Source organism: Brevibacillus sp. JNUCC-41 (genome assembly GCF_014844095.1).
GTDB classification, from domain to species: domain Bacteria; phylum Bacillota; class Bacilli; order Bacillales; family DSM-1321; genus Peribacillus; species Peribacillus aracenensis.
In genome coordinates this window covers 596,781-616,949 of sequence record NZ_CP062163.1, presented here as the reverse complement: position 1 = coordinate 616,949, position 20,169 = coordinate 596,781, and the positions used below count along the sequence as shown (strand labels likewise).

17 protein-coding genes and 3 other annotated features are annotated in these 20,169 nt (G+C 43.5%); of the genes, 14 read left to right on the top strand and 3 right to left on the bottom strand.

Going from position 1 to position 20,169, the window contains the following annotated elements; genetic code table 11:
- Positions 1–62 precede the first annotated feature (62 nt).
- The 10 genes from JNUCC41_RS03005 to JNUCC41_RS02960 all read left to right on the top strand — a co-directional run bounded on the left by JNUCC41_RS03005 (position 63) and on the right by JNUCC41_RS02960 (position 10,428).
- Positions 63–1,544, top strand: coding sequence for a sigma-54 interaction domain-containing protein (locus tag JNUCC41_RS03005; protein ID WP_228467508.1), 1,482 nt, complete (start codon positions 63–65; stop codon positions 1,542–1,544).
- 263 nt (positions 1,545–1,807) lie between these two features.
- Positions 1,808–3,244: a lysine 2,3-aminomutase gene (gene ablA / locus JNUCC41_RS03000; RefSeq protein ID WP_192208015.1), complete on the top strand. Its 1,437-nt coding sequence runs from the start codon at positions 1,808–1,810 to the stop codon at positions 3,242–3,244.
- 2 nt (positions 3,245–3,246) lie between these two features.
- Complete coding sequence (locus JNUCC41_RS02995) at positions 3,247–3,513, top strand: YokU family protein (protein ID WP_192206310.1); 267 nt, start codon at positions 3,247–3,249, stop codon at positions 3,511–3,513.
- 65 nt (positions 3,514–3,578) lie between these two features.
- Positions 3,579–4,442, top strand: a complete 864-nt coding sequence (gene ablB / locus JNUCC41_RS02990; RefSeq protein ID WP_192206309.1) for a putative beta-lysine N-acetyltransferase — start codon at positions 3,579–3,581, stop codon at positions 4,440–4,442.
- 13 nt (positions 4,443–4,455) lie between these two features.
- Positions 4,456–4,686: a ferredoxin gene (locus tag JNUCC41_RS02985; RefSeq protein ID WP_076364212.1), complete on the top strand. Its 231-nt coding sequence runs from the start codon at positions 4,456–4,458 to the stop codon at positions 4,684–4,686.
- A 76-nt stretch (positions 4,687–4,762) separates the two neighbouring features.
- A complete protein-coding gene (locus JNUCC41_RS02980; protein ID WP_192206308.1) occupies positions 4,763–6,130 on the top strand; it encodes an aspartate aminotransferase family protein in 1,368 nt (455 codons plus the stop codon).
- Between the two features lie 10 nt (positions 6,131–6,140).
- Positions 6,141–6,839 carry a CoA transferase subunit A gene (locus JNUCC41_RS02975; RefSeq protein WP_192206307.1) on the top strand — a complete coding sequence of 233 codons (699 nt, stop codon included), beginning with the start codon at positions 6,141–6,143 and terminating at the stop codon, positions 6,837–6,839.
- Positions 6,824–7,486, top strand: coding sequence for a 3-oxoacid CoA-transferase subunit B (locus JNUCC41_RS02970; protein WP_192206306.1), 663 nt, complete (start codon positions 6,824–6,826; stop codon positions 7,484–7,486). The genes JNUCC41_RS02975 and JNUCC41_RS02970 overlap by 16 nt, the downstream gene beginning before the upstream one ends.
- A 37-nt stretch (positions 7,487–7,523) precedes the next feature.
- On the top strand, positions 7,524–8,849 hold the full coding sequence (locus JNUCC41_RS02965; protein WP_192206305.1) for a peptidase: 1,326 nt from the start codon (positions 7,524–7,526) through the stop codon (positions 8,847–8,849).
- 115 nt (positions 8,850–8,964) lie between these two features.
- Positions 8,965–10,428: an amino acid permease gene (locus JNUCC41_RS02960; protein ID WP_228467506.1), complete on the top strand. Its 1,464-nt coding sequence runs from the start codon at positions 8,965–8,967 to the stop codon at positions 10,426–10,428.
- Positions 10,429–10,659: 231 nt separating this feature from the next.
- Here the strand turns inward: JNUCC41_RS02960 and JNUCC41_RS02955 are convergent, their stop codons facing one another.
- Together JNUCC41_RS02955 and JNUCC41_RS02950 are read right to left on the bottom strand one after the other, a co-directional pair.
- Positions 10,660–11,604, bottom strand: a complete 945-nt coding sequence (locus JNUCC41_RS02955; protein ID WP_192206304.1) for an SDR family NAD(P)-dependent oxidoreductase — start codon at positions 11,602–11,604, stop codon at positions 10,660–10,662.
- A 76-nt stretch (positions 11,605–11,680) separates the two neighbouring features.
- Complete coding sequence (locus tag JNUCC41_RS02950; RefSeq protein WP_137020560.1) at positions 11,681–12,196, bottom strand: TetR/AcrR family transcriptional regulator; 516 nt, start codon at positions 12,194–12,196, stop codon at positions 11,681–11,683.
- 179 nt (positions 12,197–12,375) lie between these two features.
- Between JNUCC41_RS02950 and JNUCC41_RS02945 the strand changes: the two genes are divergently transcribed.
- The gene (locus tag JNUCC41_RS02945; RefSeq protein ID WP_192206303.1) at positions 12,376–12,981 is read left to right on the top strand and encodes a DUF7010 family protein; all 606 of its coding nucleotides are present in this window, start codon (positions 12,376–12,378) and stop codon (positions 12,979–12,981) included.
- A gap of 149 nt (positions 12,982–13,130) precedes the next feature.
- Positions 13,131–13,355 (top strand) — a binding site (T-box leader).
- A gap of 30 nt (positions 13,356–13,385) precedes the next feature.
- Positions 13,386–13,610 (top strand) — a binding site (T-box leader).
- A 30-nt stretch (positions 13,611–13,640) separates the two neighbouring features.
- Positions 13,641–13,862: a binding site (T-box leader), on the top strand.
- A 60-nt stretch (positions 13,863–13,922) separates the two neighbouring features.
- The gene (thrS, locus tag JNUCC41_RS02940; RefSeq protein ID WP_428834137.1) at positions 13,923–15,830 is read left to right on the top strand and encodes a threonine--tRNA ligase; all 1,908 of its coding nucleotides are present in this window, start codon (positions 13,923–13,925) and stop codon (positions 15,828–15,830) included.
- 286 nt (positions 15,831–16,116) lie between these two features.
- Here thrS and JNUCC41_RS02935 read toward each other — a convergent pair whose 3' ends face one another.
- Positions 16,117–16,743 (bottom strand): LysE family transporter, encoded by a 627-nt coding sequence (locus JNUCC41_RS02935; protein WP_192206301.1) that lies wholly within the window; start codon positions 16,741–16,743, stop codon positions 16,117–16,119.
- A 344-nt stretch (positions 16,744–17,087) separates the two neighbouring features.
- Between JNUCC41_RS02935 and JNUCC41_RS02930 the strand changes: the two genes are divergently transcribed.
- Both JNUCC41_RS02930 and JNUCC41_RS02925 read left to right on the top strand, forming a co-directional pair.
- Positions 17,088–18,323 carry an MFS transporter gene (locus JNUCC41_RS02930; RefSeq protein WP_228467504.1) on the top strand — a complete coding sequence of 412 codons (1,236 nt, stop codon included), beginning with the start codon at positions 17,088–17,090 and terminating at the stop codon, positions 18,321–18,323.
- Positions 18,324–18,807: 484 nt separating this feature from the next.
- The gene (locus JNUCC41_RS02925; protein WP_228467625.1) at positions 18,808–20,145 is read left to right on the top strand and encodes an amino acid permease; all 1,338 of its coding nucleotides are present in this window, start codon (positions 18,808–18,810) and stop codon (positions 20,143–20,145) included.
- The last annotated feature ends 24 nt before the right edge of the window (positions 20,146–20,169 follow it).

Here is a 20,169-nt window from a genome sequence, read left to right as displayed (position 1 = left end):
TATAAGAATAATGAGATGAATGTTTCCCATTAAATGCTATAATTTACAGGTGATTCTATCAAATGACAGAGAACGGAGATGAAGAAATGAAATCTTCAGTAAATCAGTTTTCCACTCAATTTGAATGGATATTGAATGTGATCAATGTGGGTGTCCATATCGTGAATAAGGATGGGGATACGGTATTCTACAATGAAATGATGGCACATATCGACGGGCTTGATCGTGAACAGGTGCTGGGGGAGAATATTTTTCAGCTTTATCCTTCATTGACTGATGAATCCAGTACGCTGCATGTAGCATTGGAAAAAGGCAATGAAACGATTGAGTCCATTCAAACATATGTCAATGTAAAAGAGAAAAAAATAACGTCGATCAATAGTACGTATCCTCTGTATGAGGATGGTGAAATTATAGGGGCAGTGGAAATCGCAAAGGATATTACGAAGGTCATGAATATGTACGACCAAATTGTCGATTTGCGTTCCCAGCTGGTCGAGACCCATAAGAAAAGCAAGTTCTCTGAAGGGACGGCGACCTATCATTTTAGTGATTTGATTGGTAGTAGCCCTGCTTTTCAGCAAGCGATTTCATTGGCGAAAAAAGCGGCCCGTACACATTCCCCAGTGATGATTTATGGACCCACCGGGACAGGGAAGGAACTGGTCGCCCAAAGTATACATAATGTAAGTGCTCAGAGAAATCAGCCTTTCATCGCGCAGAACTGTGCAGCTGTTCCAAAGGAATTGATGGAGGGGCTGCTGTTCGGCACGACGAAAGGGGCTTTTACCGGAGCGATGGATCGCATGGGCATTTTTGAGCAGGCGAATGGCGGAACCCTTTTCCTTGATGAGCTGAATAGCCTCGACCTCGGTCTGCAGGCAAAATTGCTGCGAGTGCTTCAGGAAGGTGAGGTGCGCCGTGTTGGAGGTTCGAAGGAGCAGAAGGTTAATGTTAAGATCATTGCTGCGATGAACATATCTCCAGAAGAGGCGTTGGAGCGGGGAATCATTCGCTCGGATTTATTTTTCCGCCTGAATGTCGTGACGGTCCAAATGCCTTCTCTTTTGGAGCGTAAAACGGATATTCCGGAGATCGTCAATCACTTTATTCAAAAGTTCAACAAATCATTTTTTACCGAAGTGCGCGGGATCAGTCAAAAGGCGATGCAGCGGCTTCTTCAATATCAATGGCCAGGGAACATTCGTGAACTGGGACATGCCATCGAGTTGACCTTTAACGTCATGGACGCAGGGGAAGATATGATTGATGAACATCATCTTCCCGCTTATCTTTTCCCTTCAGGAAATTATGCTGCAGCAAATGCGCAGAGCCATCATTCCCCATTGCAGGACAAGATTGATTTACCTGTCGTTCTGGAAGAAATGGAAAGGGAAATGATCATCAAGATGTTCGAGAAATATAACGGAAATATTAGCAAAACGGCAGAAGCCCTCAATATTAAAAGACAGGGGCTGCAATATAAGTTAAACAAGTACGGCATTGAGAAAGTTTATACGGCGGGATCGAAGGAATCGAAGTAAATTCAGGTTTTTTGGAAACGCTGCCACTTTCTTGATCATGTAACTTGAAGAGGGCTCTTGTGAAAAGAGACCCTCTTTTTTCGCATGGCGCAAAGAAATTGGCTGCAAAAAATCATGCGTATTGAAAAATTTCTTGCGACTTTAAGCTCGGTTTGCCCCCTTTTGCTTATGTTTACCTTGTTATTCGTGTTGGCATCATTCTTGCGAGAGTATATGTATAAGCTTTTAAAATAAGGGGGGCATTTTAAATGAATTTGATGGGAATGGATGTAAAACATAAAGAATACCTAGGTGGACGCAGGCATTATAATGATATCGAATTGTGGAAAGATGTAACGGAAGAGCAGTGGAATGATTGGCTCTGGCAATTGACAAACACGATTAAAACACTGGATGATCTGAAAAAGGTCGTTAACCTGACACCTGAAGAAGAGGAAGGAGTCCGGATTTCGACTCAAACGATTCCGTTGAACATTACGCCTTATTATGCTTCATTGATGAATCCCGATGATCCTCGCTGTCCGATTCGTTTACAGTCGGTACCGCTTTCGGCAGAAATGAACAAGACTAGATATGATTTGGAGGATCCGCTGCATGAGGATGAGGATTCCCCTGTTCCGGGATTGACGCATCGATATCCGGATCGCGTTCTATTCCTTGTAACGAACCAATGCTCCATGTACTGCAGATACTGTACGCGACGCCGTTTTTCAGGTCAGGTTGGCATGGGTGTTCCGAAGAAGCAGCTTGACGGGGCGATTGAATATATCCGGAACACTCCGGAAGTAAGGGACGTGCTGATCTCTGGTGGAGACGGCCTGCTGATCAATGATAAGATTCTTGAATACGTATTGAGTAACTTACGTGCCATCCCGCATGTGGAAATCATTCGGATTGGAACACGTGCACCGGTCGTTTTCCCGCAAAGGATTACAGAAAATTTATGTAATATTCTGAAAAAATATCATCCGATTTGGTTGAATACGCATTTCAATCATTCACTTGAACTGACGGATGAAGCGAAAAAAGCATGTGATATGCTGTCGATGGCAGGAGTGCCGCTTGGTAATCAGGCAGTCATTCTGGCTGGAATCAACGATAGTGTACATATCATGAAAAAGCTTATGCATGACTGTGTAAAAGCAAGGGTAAGACCTTATTACATTTATCAATGTGATCTATCTGAAGGGATTGGCCATTTCCGGGCGCCGGTTTCAAAAGGGCTGGAAATCATTGAAGCTCTGCGCGGCCATACATCAGGATATGCAGTGCCGACCTTTGTGGTGGATGCTCCCGGTGGAGGCGGAAAGATTGCCCTGACTCCGAATTACCTTCTTTCGCAAAGTCCGGATAAAGTCGTTTTACGGAACTTTGAAGGAGTTATCACAAGCTATCCGGAGCCAAAGAATTATGTTGCCGGCAGTGCGGATGCTTACTTTGATGAAGTGTATGGTACGGCGGATAGGAAAGAAGCCGTCGGGATTTCTGCTCTCATGACGGACGAGAAATTCAATTTGGTGCCAGAGGGCCTTCGTCGTCTTGACAAGAGAAAATCGTATGAAAGCACTGATGAACATGCTTCCTTGAAGGATCGCCGTGATAAACGGGATGAAATGAAGGAAAAATTAAGGCTAGCTCAAGAAAAAAAGAACGCCATGGCCGTTAGTGGCTCGGTTAAATCCGATGGCAAGGAGGAATGAAGATGGATTGCTTGTGGTGCAACGCCCCGAACGTGGAAGAAAGTGAAAAGAAGGATTGTTACTGGATCATGCCTGACGGGAAACGCTCGATAAAAGTCCTTCAAGTTCCAGCCGTGAACTGTCCTGAGTGTGGAATCTATGTGTCCGATTCGATGAATCAAAAGGTGGATGAAGCCTTGTCTATATATGATGTGAGTGAATATCCTGATGAGTTCACGTATGATCAGCTTCTTCAGGCACCTGTCAAAAAATTATTCAATTGGAAATAGAATGCCGGGAGAAGCGGATGATATGCATCTCTTCTCCCGAATTCTTTAAATAAGGGGGGGACGTAATGCCTGTTCAAAAGCTGCCTTTTTTCACCCAAGTGGAGACTGGGGATTGTTATACGATGGAACTCTATCATGATCATGCCAATCAGCGCTTACGCATGGATGATTATCGGGGAAATGTCAAAAAAGCGATCGATCGGGCCCTTGCCATCGCAAAGGAGCAGGGCTTCACTAAAGTGATACTTAAGGCCAGAAATGAAGATTTATCAGCGGCATTGGGTCAAGGATTCATGCTGGAAGGCATATTGAGCAAGTATTTCAAAGGGAATGATGCCTATTGCATGGCTTTCTATTTGACGGATGAAAGGCGAACGAGCGACTTTTGGGTCAAGGAAGATAAAGTCATCCAAGAGATAAGCAAGGTTCCTAGGGTGATGGAATCTCAGCAAATTCCTGAGGATTATATCCTCCGGTTTGCTACGGTTGATGATGCACAAGAGCTGGCGAAGTTATATGGTGCCATTTTTGAAACCTATCCTACGCCGATGAATGATGAGCGATATATCAAGAAAGTGATGGAGGAAGGCACGATCTTTAGTGTAATCGAATATGAAGGAACCATCGTGAGTGCTGCATCCGCTGAAGTGAATGAGATGTATCACAATGCTGAATTGACGGACTGTGCAACGATTCCCGAACATCGAAAGCATGGCTTCATGAAGGTGCTCATCTCCGCTTTGGAACAAGAATTGTTCAGGAAAAACATTTATTGCTCTTATTCTTTGGCGCGATCCTTGTCAATGGGCATGAACGCAGTCTTTCATCAGCTGGGATATGAATATGGAGGCCGATTAACGAAGAATTGCAATATTTGGGATAAGTATGAGGACATGAATATTTGGGGTAAAGATTTATCCGTCAAGTAGGAGGATTGTTTCTATGGCTAAATACACATGGGTTGATAAAGAAACCTGTATTGCATGCGGGGCATGCGGTGCAACAGGACCCGAGATTTATGACTATGACGATCAAGGGATCGCTTTCGTCATCCTGGACGATAATCAGGGGATTGCCGAAGTTCCTGAGATCCTGCATGATGACATGCAAGATGCTATGGAAGGCTGCCCTACCGAATCCATCCTGATTCAGGATGAACCTTTTAGTTGGTAGAATCGGTTTCTTTTCAGAACTTAATTGATTAATAGATAATGAGAAGTGTGTACGAACGTGAAAAAGGAGAGATGAAATGGAACGGAATCATTTGATTAAGCCCACTTTGGATCATCACTATCCCACTATCTCTCATGGGAATGGAATTTACCTTTATGATATAGATGGAAAACAGTATATAGACGGCTCATCAGGAGCGGTCACAGCAAGTATAGGCCATGGTGTATTGGACGTTGTCGAGGCAATGACGGAGCAGGCCCGCAAGGTTTCTTTTGCATATAGATCTCATTTTACGAGTCGAGCCGCAGAGGCATTGGCAAAAAAGCTGAGTGAGTTGGCTCCAGGGGATTTGAATTGGTCATTTTTTGTGAATAGTGGCTCGGAAGCGACCGAAACGGCAATGAAGATCGCGATACAACATTGGCAAGAAAAAGGGTTCGAGCGAAAAAATCGCATCATATCCAGGTGGACGAGTTATCACGGGATCACGATGGGCGCTTTGTCGATGTCAGGCCATGTACCAAGAAGAAAACGCTTTGTGCCGCTATTGGAGGATTTCCCTAGCATATCTGCTCCCTACTGCTATCGCTGTCCTCATTATAATGAAACTTCCGGATGCAAGCTTAAGTGTGCAGATGAACTGGAGACAGCTATTCAAAGGGTCGGCTCCGAGAATATCGCAGCCTTCATCGCAGAACCGATAATCGGTGCATCGGCTGGTGCTGTAACACCGCCGGATGGCTACTATCAAAGGATAAAGGAAATCTGCGAAACTTATGACATTCTTTTTATCGCCGATGAGGTAATGACGGGAATCGGCCGGACAGGAAAAATGTTCGCAATGGAACACTGGGGAGTCACCCCGGATATCATCGCATTGGGTAAAGGAATGAGTGCCGGCTATACGCCAATTGCAGCCACGATGATTACTGACCGTGTCATGGAGCCCATTTTAAAAGGTTCGAAATCAATCATGGCTGGACACACTTATAGTGCAAATCCGCTATCTGCAGCCGTTTCATTGGAAGTGCTTTCCTACATTGAGCGAAATGACCTGGTCCAGGCAGCCGAAGAGAAAGGTCAATATCTGTTTAAGAAGCTGGAAGGATTGGCCGAAAAATTCGACATCATTGGTGATGTAAGAGGGAAAGGGCTGCTCCTTGGGCTTGAGTTTGTCTCCAATCGGATTTCAAAAACGCCATTCGACTTGCAAATCGGCCTGACCACAAGGATTGTCAATAAGGCTTTTGCTAAGGGGCTGTTGATCTATCCTGCTGCAGGTGCGATTGATGGAATCGCTGGCGATGCGGTTATCATATCTCCGCCATTAATCATTACAAATGAAGAAATCGATACCCTCGTCAAGATACTGGAAGCTTCCCTCGAAGAGTTGCAGCAAGAATTGCACACGGAAGGTTTGATTGAGGACATGCAGGCTATTTAGGAGGAACGTTATGAAGCAGGCCATTACGAAGAAAAACAAAATTGTGACCATGGAAGAAGCATTGGAGCATATTTCCGATGGATGCACACTCATGTATGGCGGGTTTGGCGGAGTGGGGACTCCTCCGACGCTCGTACAGGGTATTCTTGACAAGGGCGTTAAGGAATTGACTTTGATTGGCAATGATACTGGATTCCCTGACATCGGCATTGGCCGGCTTGTGACTGCTGAAAGGGCAAAGAAAGTGATCGCCTCGCATATCGGTTCCAACCCTAATGCCGGCAGGCTCATGACTGAAGGAAAGCTGCAGGTGGAATTTTCACCTCAAGGGACATTAGCCGAACGGATTCGTGCTGGCGGTGTAGGCTTAGGCGGGATTTTTGTCGATGTCGGGATTGGTACGATAGCCGAAGAAGGCAAGGACAAGATGGTGATAGAAGGAAAAGAATACTTAGTGGAAACCGCTTTGACGGCTGAAGTCAGCATCGTCTATGCCAAAAAGGCAGATTCGCTGGGGAATTTAGTGTACGACAAGACTGCATGTAACTTCAATCCGTTGGTAGCGATGGCTGGAACCTTTACGATTGCGGAAGTGGAGGAAATCGTTCCTGTAGGCGAATTGGATCCGGAATGTATTGCTACACCAGGCATTTATGTAGATATGGTGATTCCGACAAAAGGGGTGAATTGGAAATGGGCATGGCAGTAGATGTACGAAATCGCATCGCGAAACGCGCCGCCAAGGAAATCCATGACGGATTGATCGTCAATTTAGGCATCGGCATCCCTACCTTGGTGGCCGACCATATACCTCAAGATATTCATGTGATGTTCCATGCGGAAAACGGAGTTCTCGGTACAGGGCCAAGTCCTGATCCCGGGCAAGAAGATCCTGCCCTCTGTAATGCAGGAGGGTTCCCGATCACCACTGTAATGGGAGCTTCCTATTTTGACAGTGCAACAGCATTTGGAATGATCAGGAAAGGGTACATCGACATCACCATCCTTGGAGCCCTGGAAGTCAGTGAAAAAGGGGATTTGGCGAATTGGATCGTCCCAGGAAAGCGGGTGCCGGGCATGGGCGGGGCAATGGAGCTTGCCCAGAAAGCGAAAAAGGTGATCGTCCTGATGAATCACGTGAATAAGCAGGGTGAATCGAAGATATTGAAGGCATGTACGCTCCCATTGACGGCAAGGCAGAGTGTGGATTTAATCATTACGGATATGGCTGTCATGGAAGTTACAGAAGAGGGAGTGGTGCTGAAAGAAGTCATGGCGCCATATACCGTGGATGATGTGATAAGGAATACAGAGGCGACATTGAAAATCCATGCTGCCGTCAACACGATTGAATAAGTCGAAAATATGCATTCAAGATTAAGGAGGGATAAAGGTGCCGGATATTAAAAAACGGATAAACCAATGGATCAAGGATCATCGGGAAGAAGGAACAAACCTATTGCAAAAAATGGTACAAGCCCCAAGTACGCAAGGAAATGAAGCAGGGGCACAGGCCATCGTCGCCCAAAAACTGCAGGAAATGGGTTTGCAAATCGATAGTTGGGAACCGGACGGCAGCGAGCTGAAAAAGCATTCTTATTTCTATTCTCCGCGCAGTGAATTTTCCAACAGCCCCAATGTGGTAGGTATCATGAAAGGGACTGGCGGCGGACGTTCCATCATTTTGAACGGACACATCGATGTGGTTCCGGATGGTGACCGGGATCAGTGGGACGACGATCCATATAGTGGAGCGATTAAAAATGGAAGAATGTTTGGTCGGGGTGTAACCGATATGAAGGGTGGAAATGTATCGCTGATCCTTGCGATGCAGGCATTGAAGGAAAGTGGCATCCAATTAAAAGGAGATGTCATTTTTCAAAGTGTGATTGAAGAAGAAAGCGGCGGTGCCGGAACACTGGCGGCCGTCCTGAGGGGATATAAAGCAGATGCCGCCCTGATCCCTGAACCGACGAATATGAGGATCTTCCCGAAACAGCAGGGTTCGATGTGGTTCCGAATCCATGTCAAAGGACGATCAGCCCATGGAGGAACAAGATATGAAGGCGTTAGTGCGATTGAAAAAAGCATGACCGTCATCAATCATATTCGTGCCTTGGAAGAAAAGCGAAATGCACGTGTCAGTGATCCGCTTTATCAGAACACGCCTATTCCGATTCCTATTAATCTAGGTGTCATTGAAGGCGGCAATTGGCCGTCATCCGTCCCTGACCTTGTGAAAATCGAAGGTAGGATGGGCGTTGCGCCAGAGGAAACGATGGAGCAGGCGAAGGATGAAATGGCGTCCTGGTTATTGCAGCTGGCGGAAGTGGACCAATGGTTCAAGGAAAACCCGCCCGTATTGGAGTGGTTCGGGGCACGCTGGGTTCCAGGAGCAATTGATGTAGAGCATGAACTGATGAATGCGCTTGTTCATCAATATCGGCAAGTGGCCGGACAGGACCCTGTCATTGAAGCCTCCCCTTGGGGAACGGATGGGGGATTGCTGACACATGTCGGTGAAACGCCTGCAATCGTTTTCGGGCCAGGAGTAACCGAGGTTGCACACTATCCAAATGAATACATCCTGCTCGACAACGTGTTCTCCACGGCCGAAATCATTGCCCTTACATTAATTCAATGGTGTGGAATGGAGCCTGAGCAGGATGGGGTCACCCAGACCGGGAATAGGGAGACGATACCAGGCAATGGCAATTAAACTGGATAGGATCCCAGCAAGTGAAGCGAACTATTAAGACTTTCACAAAGCGATTGTTAAAAACTCTTATATTTCTTGAACTTTTAACTTTAAAAGAAAATGAGGTAGGAACCATATGGACATGAATCTCATTGATAATCAAGAACCGACAGTTAAAAGGAAACTGAAAGCAAGGCATATGACCATGATTGCCATTGGAGGTTCAATAGGAACCGGATTATTCCTGGCAAGCGGGGCAACCATTCAGAGCGCAGGGCCCGGTGGTGCCCTTGCTGCCTATGCCTGCATTGGAATCATGGTTTATTTCCTTATGACGAGCTTAGGGGAAATGGCGACATATATGCCTGTGTCGGGATCATTTTCCACCTATGCCACACGCTTTGTTGATCCCGCATTCGGCTTTGCACTTGGCTGGAATTATTGGTTTAACTGGGCTGTCACCCTTGCCGTGGAAATAGCTGCTGCAGCCATCATCATGAAATTCTGGCTCCCTGATGTACCCAGCCTTATATGGAGTGGATTATTTCTTGGAATCGTCTTCACCCTCAACGCCCTATCCATTAAAAGCTATGGTGAATCTGAATATTGGTTTGCCTTAATAAAAGTCATTGCTATCATTTGCTTCATCATTATTGGTTTATTGACCATATTTGGGGTTTTTGGCGGAAAGGTGATTGGATTCGAAAACTTCACCATGGACGAGGCACCATTCAAGGGAGGATTTTTATCGATCATCTCAATCTTTCTTATCGCGGGATTTTCTTTTCAAGGCACGGAGCTGGTTGGTATTGCTGCCGGGGAAAGTGAGAATCCCGAAAAAAATGTTCCGAATGCGATCCGCCAAGTATTTTGGCGCATCCTATTATTTTACATCGGAGCCATCCTGATACTCGGCCTCTTGATTCCGTATACAAGTCCAAGTTTGCTGAACGGGGATGTAGAAAACATTTCTGTAAGCCCTTTCACACTTGTCTTTGAACGGGCAGGACTTGCATTCGCGGCATCCGTCATGAATGCAGTCGTGTTGACTTCCTTACTATCCGCAGGGAACTCGGGACTATATGCATCAACGCGGATGTTATGGTCGATGGCGAAAGATAAACAAGCTCCCCAATTCCTCGCCAAAGTCAATCGCAGGGGAATCCCGATGAATGCTTTGATACTAACGACATTAATTGGCGGGCTCGCCTTCTTGACCTCCATTTTTGGGGACCATGTATTTACATGGCTATTGAATGCATCCGGGCTAACCGGCTTCATCGCCTGGATTGGAATCGCCATCAGCCATTATCGCTTTAGACTTGCCTATGTTGCACAGGGTGGTGACCTGAACGAATTGAAATATAAAGCAAAATGGTTTCCACTCGGTCCGATCCTATCATTCGTCCTTTGCATGGGAGTCATTGCCGGGCAGAATTATCAAGCATTCCTAAGCGGCAGCATCGACTGGTATGGCGTCGCTGTCTCCTATATCGGATTACCGATATTCCTGGCGATCTGGTTAGGATACAAGATTTATCACAAGACCAAATTAATATCATTAAAAGATTGTCAATTTGATAAATCAGATGTGGCTTGATATGAATAGATAAAAACCTGAAATCCCTTTGGGACTCAGGTTTTTTTATGAGGATTTGTATGAAAATCCAGTTATATCTCCGAAAATGGAGATATATCTTCGAAAATAGGAATATATCTCCGAAAACCCAGTTAGATCTCCGAAAATAGAAATATATCTTCGGAAGTCCAGTTATATCTCCGAAATCCAGTTATATCTTCGAAAATAAGTATATATCGATGAAAACGGCAATTAACTCATTAAAGTTCGCATTGTTTCTTCCATTCCTTCTTTGTATGGAGTTTTAGGTATGGGGCCGATACGGTTTTCATATTTTTCTCCATCCAGGATGAATCCTTCTTTGGTTAAATACATGATTTCCACTACTTCTTTCATGAAAGGGTTGAACAAGCCAAGTATCTGAATGATGTTTTTTGTAAGGGGAAGAACCATCTTTTTCTGTCCCGTTACCTGACGGGCAATTTGGATGATTTCGTTTCCGGAAATCAGACCAGGCCCAGGGATGTTCCAATTTTCTCCATAGGAGTTGTCTTTTTCTGCTATTTCCACGATCATTTTTGCTGCATCAGGTAAGTAGACATATTCTCTTGGTGTTTTTAAGTCCCCGATAAAGACGGTCGTTTTATTTGCTGCGAGTCCATTCAATGTTGGCTGAAGGTAGGAGTTCTGTGAGGTAGCGCCATAATAGTCTGGCAGCCTGACAATCAATGCTCTGGCATTTTTCCATTTTTGGCTGAATATGAGTTTCTCGAATTCCAACCTGATTTGCCCTTTTTTTGTATGCGGCTGTTTTGGATGGTTTTCATCTCCTTTCGCAACTTGGTGCCCATAGATATATATCCCATCTACAATGACAATCTTCTTACCTAAAATATCGGTTGCCTTCATGACACTTTCCCCAAGTAAAAGGAGTTTTAAAGCCATCTCTTGATAGGGAACGTTGGCACATTGGAAAATGACTTCCGCATCTTCTGCAGCCTCAACAATGGTTTTGTAATCAAAGATGTCACCGATTCTGTATGATAATTGTTGCGAATGATCATGCTCTTTCATTAATCGCTCTAGCTTACTTCTTGAACGCCCGAAAGCAATGACTTCTGTGCCCCTTGATAACAATTCTGAAACAATGACTTGACCTGATCCGCCAGTTGCTCCTAACACAATAGCTTTCTTCATATTTTACATCCCCTTTTAATTTATTGATCAATCACTAAATAAACATTCAAAATAAGAAACCGATGAAAATCGGTTCTTACCTGCCCCCGCCATCTATAAGCTCGGGCATATTGATGAAGTGGGAAATATTGCAAAGTATCCCCCTCGCCAGGAAGGTGGTCACTTGGTCCTCTGCATTCGGAATTCCGGCAGATTGAAATTTTTCAAGTGTGTGATTTCTAATGCTTGCTAACCCTTTCTGCGTAGAATTTCTTATTGCGTCTTCCGTCACTGAAAGTCCTATGACCTGCAAGGCAATTTCATTGGGATTGGATTCAGTCAATTCTTCATATACCTGGATCATATGGTTAACAAGGTCTTCGGGTCCTGTTTCAATTTTAAAAGCTTCAAGGATCCTTTCGTATGCCCGATCCAGGGCCGCTACGAATAACTCCTCTTTAGTTTTAAAGAATTTAAACACATATGGCTGGGAGATGCCGGCTTTTTCGGCAATTAAGGCAGTCGTTGTATTGTAATAGCCTTTATCTGCAAAAACCTCCAAACCAGCTTCCAGAATGTCATCTTTTCGGTTCTCTTTTTTTGGTCTGGCCATTGGTATCCTCCATAATTTCATTAATTAGTGATTAATCAATCACTAATTAATATCATAATATCGCAGTATGGTGATTTTTGCAATAAGGTATTAAAATCATTTTTTTTGCAGCTGAATAATTGGGGAGGGTAAGCAATACTATTATTCTATGTACTTTTATTACTGTGGATGAAAGGAAAATGAGGATGAAAGAGGCGTTTCGCGGTTCTGGAATTGGAGTCATTTTCATGGCGTTCTTCGGTACGCTGTGGGCAGGTACCGGTGTAATGGGATTGCAGGGGTGGGGGTTTCCTTACATGGAACTCGCAGCCATCTTCGTGGGAATCATAATGGTTATCGGCGGCATTTCATTAATTCATGCATCACAAAAAATGTCCAATCAAGTTTCAGGAGATGGGGCTAGGCGTCTGAAGCGTATCGGATTCTTGTTTAATATGGTCTTCATTGCCGAAGGTTTGCTGATTGGGATTGCCATTGTCATCTGTAACTTGATCAATCAGACCGATCTTATACCGGGAGTCATCGCCATTATTGTAGGGATTCATTTTTTACCTTTGGCGTCACTTTTCCAAATCAAGGTTTACTATGCAACAGGAGTGCTTCTCTGTTTATTGGCGCTTATCACATTGCTTATTGTGCCAGACACTGTCATGTTTGGGGAGCATCAAATCCTTGCACCGTTATCTTTGCTCGGCTTTGGATGCGCGCTAATTCTCTGGATCACTGGACTTACGCTATGGCTTAGAATAAAGAATTCAAGTCTAACGATAGTCGATGAAGATTGAATCAATCAAAAAACCCGTCATGGCGAACGGGTTTTTCATTTTGATTTATTTTTCATCCAGGTCAAGAATCTGAGAATTATAAAATTGGGGTTGTCACTTATGGGAATATATTGTAATATATATAACAATATAAAAATCCATTTACATTTTTAGAAGCATTGATAAGGACATGAATCATTTTTACGGTCTTCAGAGAGGGAAGGGTTAGCTGCGAACTTCCTGGCTTAGGGAACTGATTTACCGCCTTTGAGCTATATCGGTGAACAAGAGTAGCTGATATCGTCTAAGCTGCGTTACAAGCTCCAGAGCCATGAGTGTTTCTTGCTTATGGGAAATTGGGTGGAATCACGGGTATAAACGCACTCGTCCCTTATATAGGGATGGGTGCGTTTTTTATTATTATAATTAGTGCCATGATAAGGACATGAATCATTTTTACGGTCTTCAGAGAGGGAAGGGTTAGCTGCGAACTTCCTGGCTTAGGAAACTGATTTACCGCCTTTGAGCTATATCGGTGAACAAAAGTAACTGATATCGTCTAAGCTGCGTTACAAGCTCCAGAGCCATGAGTGTTACTTGCTTATGGGAAATTGGGTGGAATCACGGGTATAAACGCACTCGTCCCTTACTTAGGGATGGGTGCGTTTTTTATTATTATAATTAGTGCCATGATAAGGACATGAATCATTTTTACGGTCTTCAGAGAGGGAAGGGTTAGCTGCGAACTTCCTGGCTTAGGAAACTGATTTACCGCCTTTGAGCAATATCGGTGAACAAAAGTAACTGATATCGTCTAGCTGCGTTACAAGCTCCAGAGCCATGAGTGTTACTTGCTTATGGGAAATTGGGTGGAACCACGGGTAAACGCACTCGTCCCTTACATAGGGATGAGTGCGTTTTTTTATTACTAAAAAAGGGGTGTTTATGTGATGGGTGAAAAAATGATTAAAGTTCAATTCCCGGATGGGCAGCAAAAGGAATATCCGCTTGGGATGACAGTGGAAGGCGTGGCAGGGTCCATCAGCTCAAGTTTAAGGAAAAAGGCAGTGGCAGGAACACTGGACAAGCAACTGGTTGATCTATGTCACAAGCTGAATGAGGATGCCGAACTGTCGATCTTGACTCTGGATTCGGAAGAAGGATTACAAGTATTACGACATACAGCGGCGCATGTTTTGGCACAGGCAGTGAAAAGATTGTACCGAGATGTGGAATTAGGAATGGGGCCAGTCGTGGAAGATGGTTTTTACTATGATTTTAAGTTAGACCATCCTTTGAGCCCAGAAGATCTACAAGCTATTGAAAAAGAGATGGAACAAATCATAAGTGAAAATCTAGAAATAAAAAGGGTCGAAGTGACTTATGAAGAAGCTGTGAAGTTATTCGAGGGCAGAGGGGAGTCATTCAAGTTGGATATTGCAAAGAGCATCCCTAATGGTGAAAAATTAACGATCTATCAACAGGGGGAATTCGTCGATCTTTGCAGAGGACCGCACCTTCCATCCACATCATTTGTAAAATCGTTCAAATTGACTCATGTATCTGGTGCCTATTGGCGGGGAGACAATCAAAATGAAGTTCTTCAAAGGGTGTATGGCGTGGCATTCCGAAAGAAAAAGGATCTACAGGAACACTTTGAATTCCTGGAAGAAGCGGCCAAACGCGATCACCGTAAATTAGGAAAGCAGTTGGAGCTATTCATGTTTTCGGAAGAAGCCCCTGGAATGCCGTTTTATTTACCGAAAGGGCAAATCGTTAGAAATGAATTGGAGAAATTTTCGCGGGAGCTTCAGACTGAAGCTGATTACGACGAAGTTCGGACTCCTTTCATGATGAACCAGCGGTTATGGGAACAATCGGGTCACTGGGATCATTACCATGAGAATATGTACTTCACTGAGGTGGATCAAACAAAATTCGCGATGAAGCCAATGAACTGTCCGGGGCATATGCTCATTTTTAAAAACAGTCTTTATTCTTACAGGGATTTACCCATTCGAATGGCCGAATTCGGTCAAGTCCACCGTCATGAATATAGCGGGGCATTGAACGGGATGCTGCGTGTCCGTACATTTTGTCAGGATGATGCCCACATCTATGTTCGGCAGGATCAAATCGAAAGTGAAATTAAACAAGTGTTTCATCTGATCGATAAGGTGTACCGCACTTTTGGATTCGAGTATTCCGTTGAGCTTTCGACGCGTCCAGAGGATTCAATGGGTGATGATTCCCTTTGGGAAGCTTCTGAAACAGCCTTGAAAAATGTTCTGGAAAGCATCGGGATACATTATCAAGTAAATGAAGGGGACGGGGCATTTTATGGACCGAAAATTGATTTTCATATTAAAGATGCATTAAAACGAAGCCATCAATGTGCAACAATCCAACTTGATTTTCAAATGCCCGACAAATTTGATCTGACTTACATCGATGAAAATAATGAAAAAGTTCGTCCGGTCGTCATTCATCGTGCCATTTTTGGATCGATCGATCGCTTTTTCGGAATCCTGATAGAACACTTTGCCGGTGCTTTTCCAGTATGGCTCGCCCCGGTGCAAGTACAGATCATCCCCGTCTCACAAGTTCATTTGGATTATTGTTTAAAGGTTCAAAAAGAACTGAAGAATCTGGGCATAAGAGTGAAAATTGATGATCGGAATGAAAAGCTCGGGTATAAAGTCAGGGAAGCGCAGATGGGGAAAATCCCATATATGCTGGTTCTCGGAGATAAAGAAGAGAAAGAAAATGAAGTGAATGTCCGGAAATACGGGGAACAAGAAGTTGAAAATGTCGCAATAGAAACGTTCATCAAGAAAATGGTCCAGCAAATAAAAGAACGCAGCATCTAACAAAAAAAGCAGCGTAATCCGAAACTCACGAGTAAATGCGCGAAATTCACGAGTAAATGCGCGAAACTCACGAGTAAATGCACGGAACTCACGAGTAAATGCGCGAAATTCACGAGTAAATGCGCAAAACTCACGAGTAAATGCGCGGAACTCACGAGTAAATGCGCGGAACTTACGAGTAAATGCACAAAGTTCATGAGTAAATGTCCTTAAGTTAGGTTTGTATAGAAAAAGACAGCCGAATAAATCGGCTGTCTTTTTCTATACGAACTCACCCAGTAAATGCTTATGTAAATAAAACCTTGGCTGCTTGGATGGCAAAGTAAATGCCAATCCCTATAAGGGATATACCCGAAACGATCGAGATGCCCATTAGTAGGGGTTTGGATAATAAGCGTCTGAAGGTGCTGGCGATGATGGCCATTGCGAAATCCCAGGTTAAGAGGCCGACTAGGATCCCTGAGCTGTATAAAAGTAGTTGATCCATATCATATTTTGATGCGGAGTTTGCGAGAATGGATCCATAAATGCCCAGCCAAAACAAAATGGATAAAGGATTCGAAAGGGACATGATGAAGCCTGTCAGAAATGAAGAAAAAAGGGAGTCTTTCGCTTTTCGTGCATTCACTTCAATCTTGCCTGCACTTAGCAGACTTTCGATCCCGGTATAGGTCAGGACGAAAAATCCAAAAAGCCATAAAAATGTCTTCATGAAGGAGTTGTCCAAAAAGTGGACGACACCGAAAAAGACGAGGGCTATAAAAACAAGATCTGCTAAAATGGCACCCCAGCCAAAAATCCAGGCATGCCAAAAACCCTTCTTGATTCCTTTGTCCAATTGAGCAGCGTTTATGGGACCGATAGGAGCCGCCAGTGATAAACCTAATAATATATAGCTGAAAAAAACGCCCAATTCATCACCTCATCGTTTAATACATCTTCGCTTATTTGAATGTATTCAAACAATTGGACTTGTACCACTTTTTTAGCCCTTTTAGAGTGGATATGGTGAATCGTGGTCCGGTTTGCGCTTACCTAGTCATTGTAAAAAAGAGAAACCCATTGTTATACAGAATGGTTTTTTTGTTTTAAAGGTCAAAAGGGGTAATTTTGGTTAATGCGCTACTGAATAAATCTTTCAAAGCTATAACATAATAATTTAAGACATCTAAAAAATGATGCAAAACACATATTGATTTCACGAATGGTTACCTTTTATGCAATTAGTTGCTTTTATAATGGATGAGGAGTGTAAGTATGGAGGGTCATGAGAAGCAAAATAAAGATGTAAGCGTGTGGTGCTTGATCAGTATGGCATCGATTCCATTGGTGATGACGCTTGGAAATTCAATGCTTATTCCGGTTTTGCCAATTTTCGAGGATAAGGTGGGGATATCTTCATTTCAATCAAGCATGGTGATAACAAGCTATTCCGTTGCATCCATTTTTTTAATTCCCATAGCAGGTTATTTATCAGATCGATTCGGACGGAAGATGGTGATCCTGCCAAGTCTGATCCTAGCCCTCATTGGTGGCTTGGTCGCAGGTTATGCATCATGGAAAATGGAAAATCCCTATACATGGATCATCATTGGGAGGGTATTGCAGGGGATTGGGGCGTCTGGTGCCTCGCCCATCATTTTGCCTCTTGTGGGGGATTTATACAAAGATGATGATGAAAAAACGAGCGCTTGTCTGGGTATCATAGAAACCTCGAATACATTTGGGAAAGTGCTTAGTCCAATATTGGGTTCCCTGTTTGCTGCATTTATCTGGTTTTTACCATTCTTCTCGATTTCATTCTTCAGTTTAATATCTATTGTCTTGGTCTTTTTCTTTATAAAGGTACCAAAGGAAAAGGATGATCCGAAGAAATTCAATGAATTTTGGCATGATACGAAAAAAATATTCAAACAGGAAGGAAAATGGTTATATACAGTTTTCCTGATTGGTGTATTTGTCATGTTGGTTTTATTCGGTGTTCTTTTCTTTTTGTCTGATAATCTGGAAAAAATCCATGATTTGCATGGAATCAAAAAAGGTTTAGTGATAGCGATCCCGCTATTTTTCCTTTGTGTGTCTTCTTATGTTGCCGGGAAGAAAATCAAGGGCGAATTGCCAATCATGAAAAAGATCATCATGATTAGTCTGATTGTCCTTTCAATCAGCCTTGTATTTGTCGGTTTTACAAAAAATAAAGTTTTCCTTTTATTACTCGTAACAAGTTTGGCGGGCATAGCAATTGGTGCGTTATTACCGACACTTGACGCAATCATCACTCAAAATATAAAAAAGGAACAGCGTGGGACGATAACTTCCTTCTACATGTCATCTAGGTTCATCGGAGTTGCGGCAGGCCCTCCGGTCATGTCCCTTGTCATGAAAAATCATCTCAATTTGAGTTATATCATTACAGGGATCATAGGTATAGGAATCGTCTTGATTGTTTGGAAATTCATTAGTTCAGACAAAAAAGAAGCTGCTGCCTCCTAATCAATAGAGATTCCCGAAAAAGCCGGGCTTTCCCACGGCTTTTTTGTACTTTTCATTTATAGCTGGATGATTTTATCTTTTGTAGCTGCATTGGATTTCGCAGGTTTTTAAATGAAGGCTGTTTTCGCATACGCAGGAGTCTCGCACTTGCGCTCCAATCAACCTCAAAACAACAATCTTTACGAAAAGAGCCTAAATGAAAAAAAGCTTAATGGCTATTTCCATCATCCCTGGATTATCTTTATCGGCGCTTATCAAGGCATTTTAGCCGTCGTATCACAGTGCTTATTACATAGCACTTCAATTCTTATTCGAATACTTGATTTACCATTTGGTAAATTTCTTCCTTACATAATTCATTGTGGCATTATCAACACTATGAATGATGGAAGGGGGTAATGTTATGACAACAAAAGCCAATTGCCGTTCAGCTAAAGGGAAGACTGCTCAAAATTCAGCAGCATCCGGTGAACAACAAGGCGATATGATATGGTGGCAGTTATCATTGGTCGGTGTTGGCTGTACAATCGGGACAGGGTATTTCCTCGGTTCGGCCATAGGGATTAAAACGACTGGGCCATCCATTGTATTTTCATTTGTTTTGGCTGCACTAGGTACTTACATCGTTTATAATCTGCTAGCTAAGATGACGGCTGCCGATCCTCAAGAGGGCTCTTTTTGTTATTATGCCAATAAAGCATTTGGACGATGGGCTGGCTTTAGCTGTGGCTGGAATTATTGGTCCTCCAATATATTGATCATGGGAAGCCAGCTTACTGCGCTTTCGCTATTATCACAATTTTGGTTTCCGAAGGTCCCGCTGTGGTTATTTGCATCCGGTTTTGCCATTGTTTCGATCGTGGTGGTATTGCTGGGAACAAAAGGGTTCGACAGAGTGGAAAACATACTTGCGATAATTAAGACGGCAGCGATCGTAATGTTCATCATTATTGCAGTATGTGCCGTTTTCGGCTGGTTTGGTCTTGATGGAGGGAAACCGCCCTCATTTCCGAATAAGTTCGATGAATTATTTCCAAAAGGGCTAATAGGGTTTTGGACATCCCTTATCTATGCCTTTTATGCGTTTGGCGGCATTGAGGTCATTGGACTGATGGCAATGCAGCTTAAAAAGAAGGAAGATGCGCCTAAGGCAGGGACGATCATGCTCTTGGTTCTTACCATCATATATGTGATTTCATTGGGGTTAGCCGTAACCATGATTTCAATAGGGGCATTCAGTGAAAAAGAAAGCCCATTCGTTTCGGCATTGGACAGTTATCACCTGGCATTTTTCCCGCACGTTTTTAATGGTGCGATCATCATTGCCGGTTTCTCGACGATGACCGCTTCACTATTTGGTGTAACCAATCTATTGGTAACCCTCTCCGATGATGGGAATGCACCCGCATTATTCATGCAAAAAATCAAGAAATTCAAGGACCTTCCACTGCCCTCACTCGGTCTTGGGGCCTTGGGACTTTTAGGATCAATCATCACTGCCTTGCTCCTGCCAGGCAAGATTTATGAATATATTACAACATCAGCTGGGATATTACTTTTGTATAACTGGGCATTCATCATTCTCTCTTCTTTTAAAATCTTGGAAAATAAGATTTGGAGTAAGATTACGGCCGTTTTCGGACTTCTTTTAATTTTGGCCGCCATAAGTGGCACCCTGCTTGAAAAGGAGATACGTCCAGGGTTCTTCATCAGCCTTTTATTCATCGTGATCATCGGTCTTGCCGCCGTTTTCATGAAGTTCAAGGTTTGGAATAAGAACAAGGCGATGGCCGCAAAAGCAAGTAAATCAGGGCTTGATTGAAAAAAGGAACTCGAGTCGAGTTCC

Excerpts from the sequence above, each read along its gene's own strand:
- JNUCC41_RS02960 (WP_228467506.1), top strand. The coding sequence starts at position 8,965 with ATGGACATGAATCTCATTGATAATCAAGAACCGACAGTTAAAAGGAAA.
- JNUCC41_RS02945 (WP_192206303.1), top strand. The coding sequence starts at position 12,376 with ATGAGGATGAAAGAGGCGTTTCGCGGTTCTGGAATTGGAGTCATTTTC.
- thrS (WP_428834137.1), top strand. The coding sequence starts at position 13,923 with ATGATTAAAGTTCAATTCCCGGATGGGCAGCAAAAGGAATATCCGCTT.
- ablB (WP_192206309.1), top strand. The coding sequence starts at position 3,579 with ATGCCTGTTCAAAAGCTGCCTTTTTTCACCCAAGTGGAGACTGGGGAT.
- JNUCC41_RS02970 (WP_192206306.1), top strand. The coding sequence starts at position 6,824 with ATGGGCATGGCAGTAGATGTACGAAATCGCATCGCGAAACGCGCCGCC.
- JNUCC41_RS02975 (WP_192206307.1), top strand. The coding sequence starts at position 6,141 with ATGAAGCAGGCCATTACGAAGAAAAACAAAATTGTGACCATGGAAGAA.
- JNUCC41_RS02995 (WP_192206310.1), top strand. The coding sequence starts at position 3,247 with ATGGATTGCTTGTGGTGCAACGCCCCGAACGTGGAAGAAAGTGAAAAG.
- JNUCC41_RS02985 (WP_076364212.1), top strand. The coding sequence starts at position 4,456 with ATGGCTAAATACACATGGGTTGATAAAGAAACCTGTATTGCATGCGGG.
- ablA (WP_192208015.1), top strand. The coding sequence starts at position 1,808 with ATGGATGTAAAACATAAAGAATACCTAGGTGGACGCAGGCATTATAAT.
- JNUCC41_RS03005 (WP_228467508.1), top strand. The coding sequence starts at position 63 with ATGACAGAGAACGGAGATGAAGAAATGAAATCTTCAGTAAATCAGTTT.
- JNUCC41_RS02930 (WP_228467504.1), top strand. The coding sequence starts at position 17,088 with ATGGAGGGTCATGAGAAGCAAAATAAAGATGTAAGCGTGTGGTGCTTG.
- JNUCC41_RS02925 (WP_228467625.1), top strand. The coding sequence starts at position 18,808 with ATGATATGGTGGCAGTTATCATTGGTCGGTGTTGGCTGTACAATCGGG.
- JNUCC41_RS02955 (WP_192206304.1), bottom strand. The coding sequence starts at position 11,604 with ATGAAGAAAGCTATTGTGTTAGGAGCAACTGGCGGATCAGGTCAAGTC.
- JNUCC41_RS02980 (WP_192206308.1), top strand. The coding sequence starts at position 4,763 with ATGGAACGGAATCATTTGATTAAGCCCACTTTGGATCATCACTATCCC.
- JNUCC41_RS02950 (WP_137020560.1), bottom strand. The coding sequence starts at position 12,196 with ATGGCCAGACCAAAAAAAGAGAACCGAAAAGATGACATTCTGGAAGCT.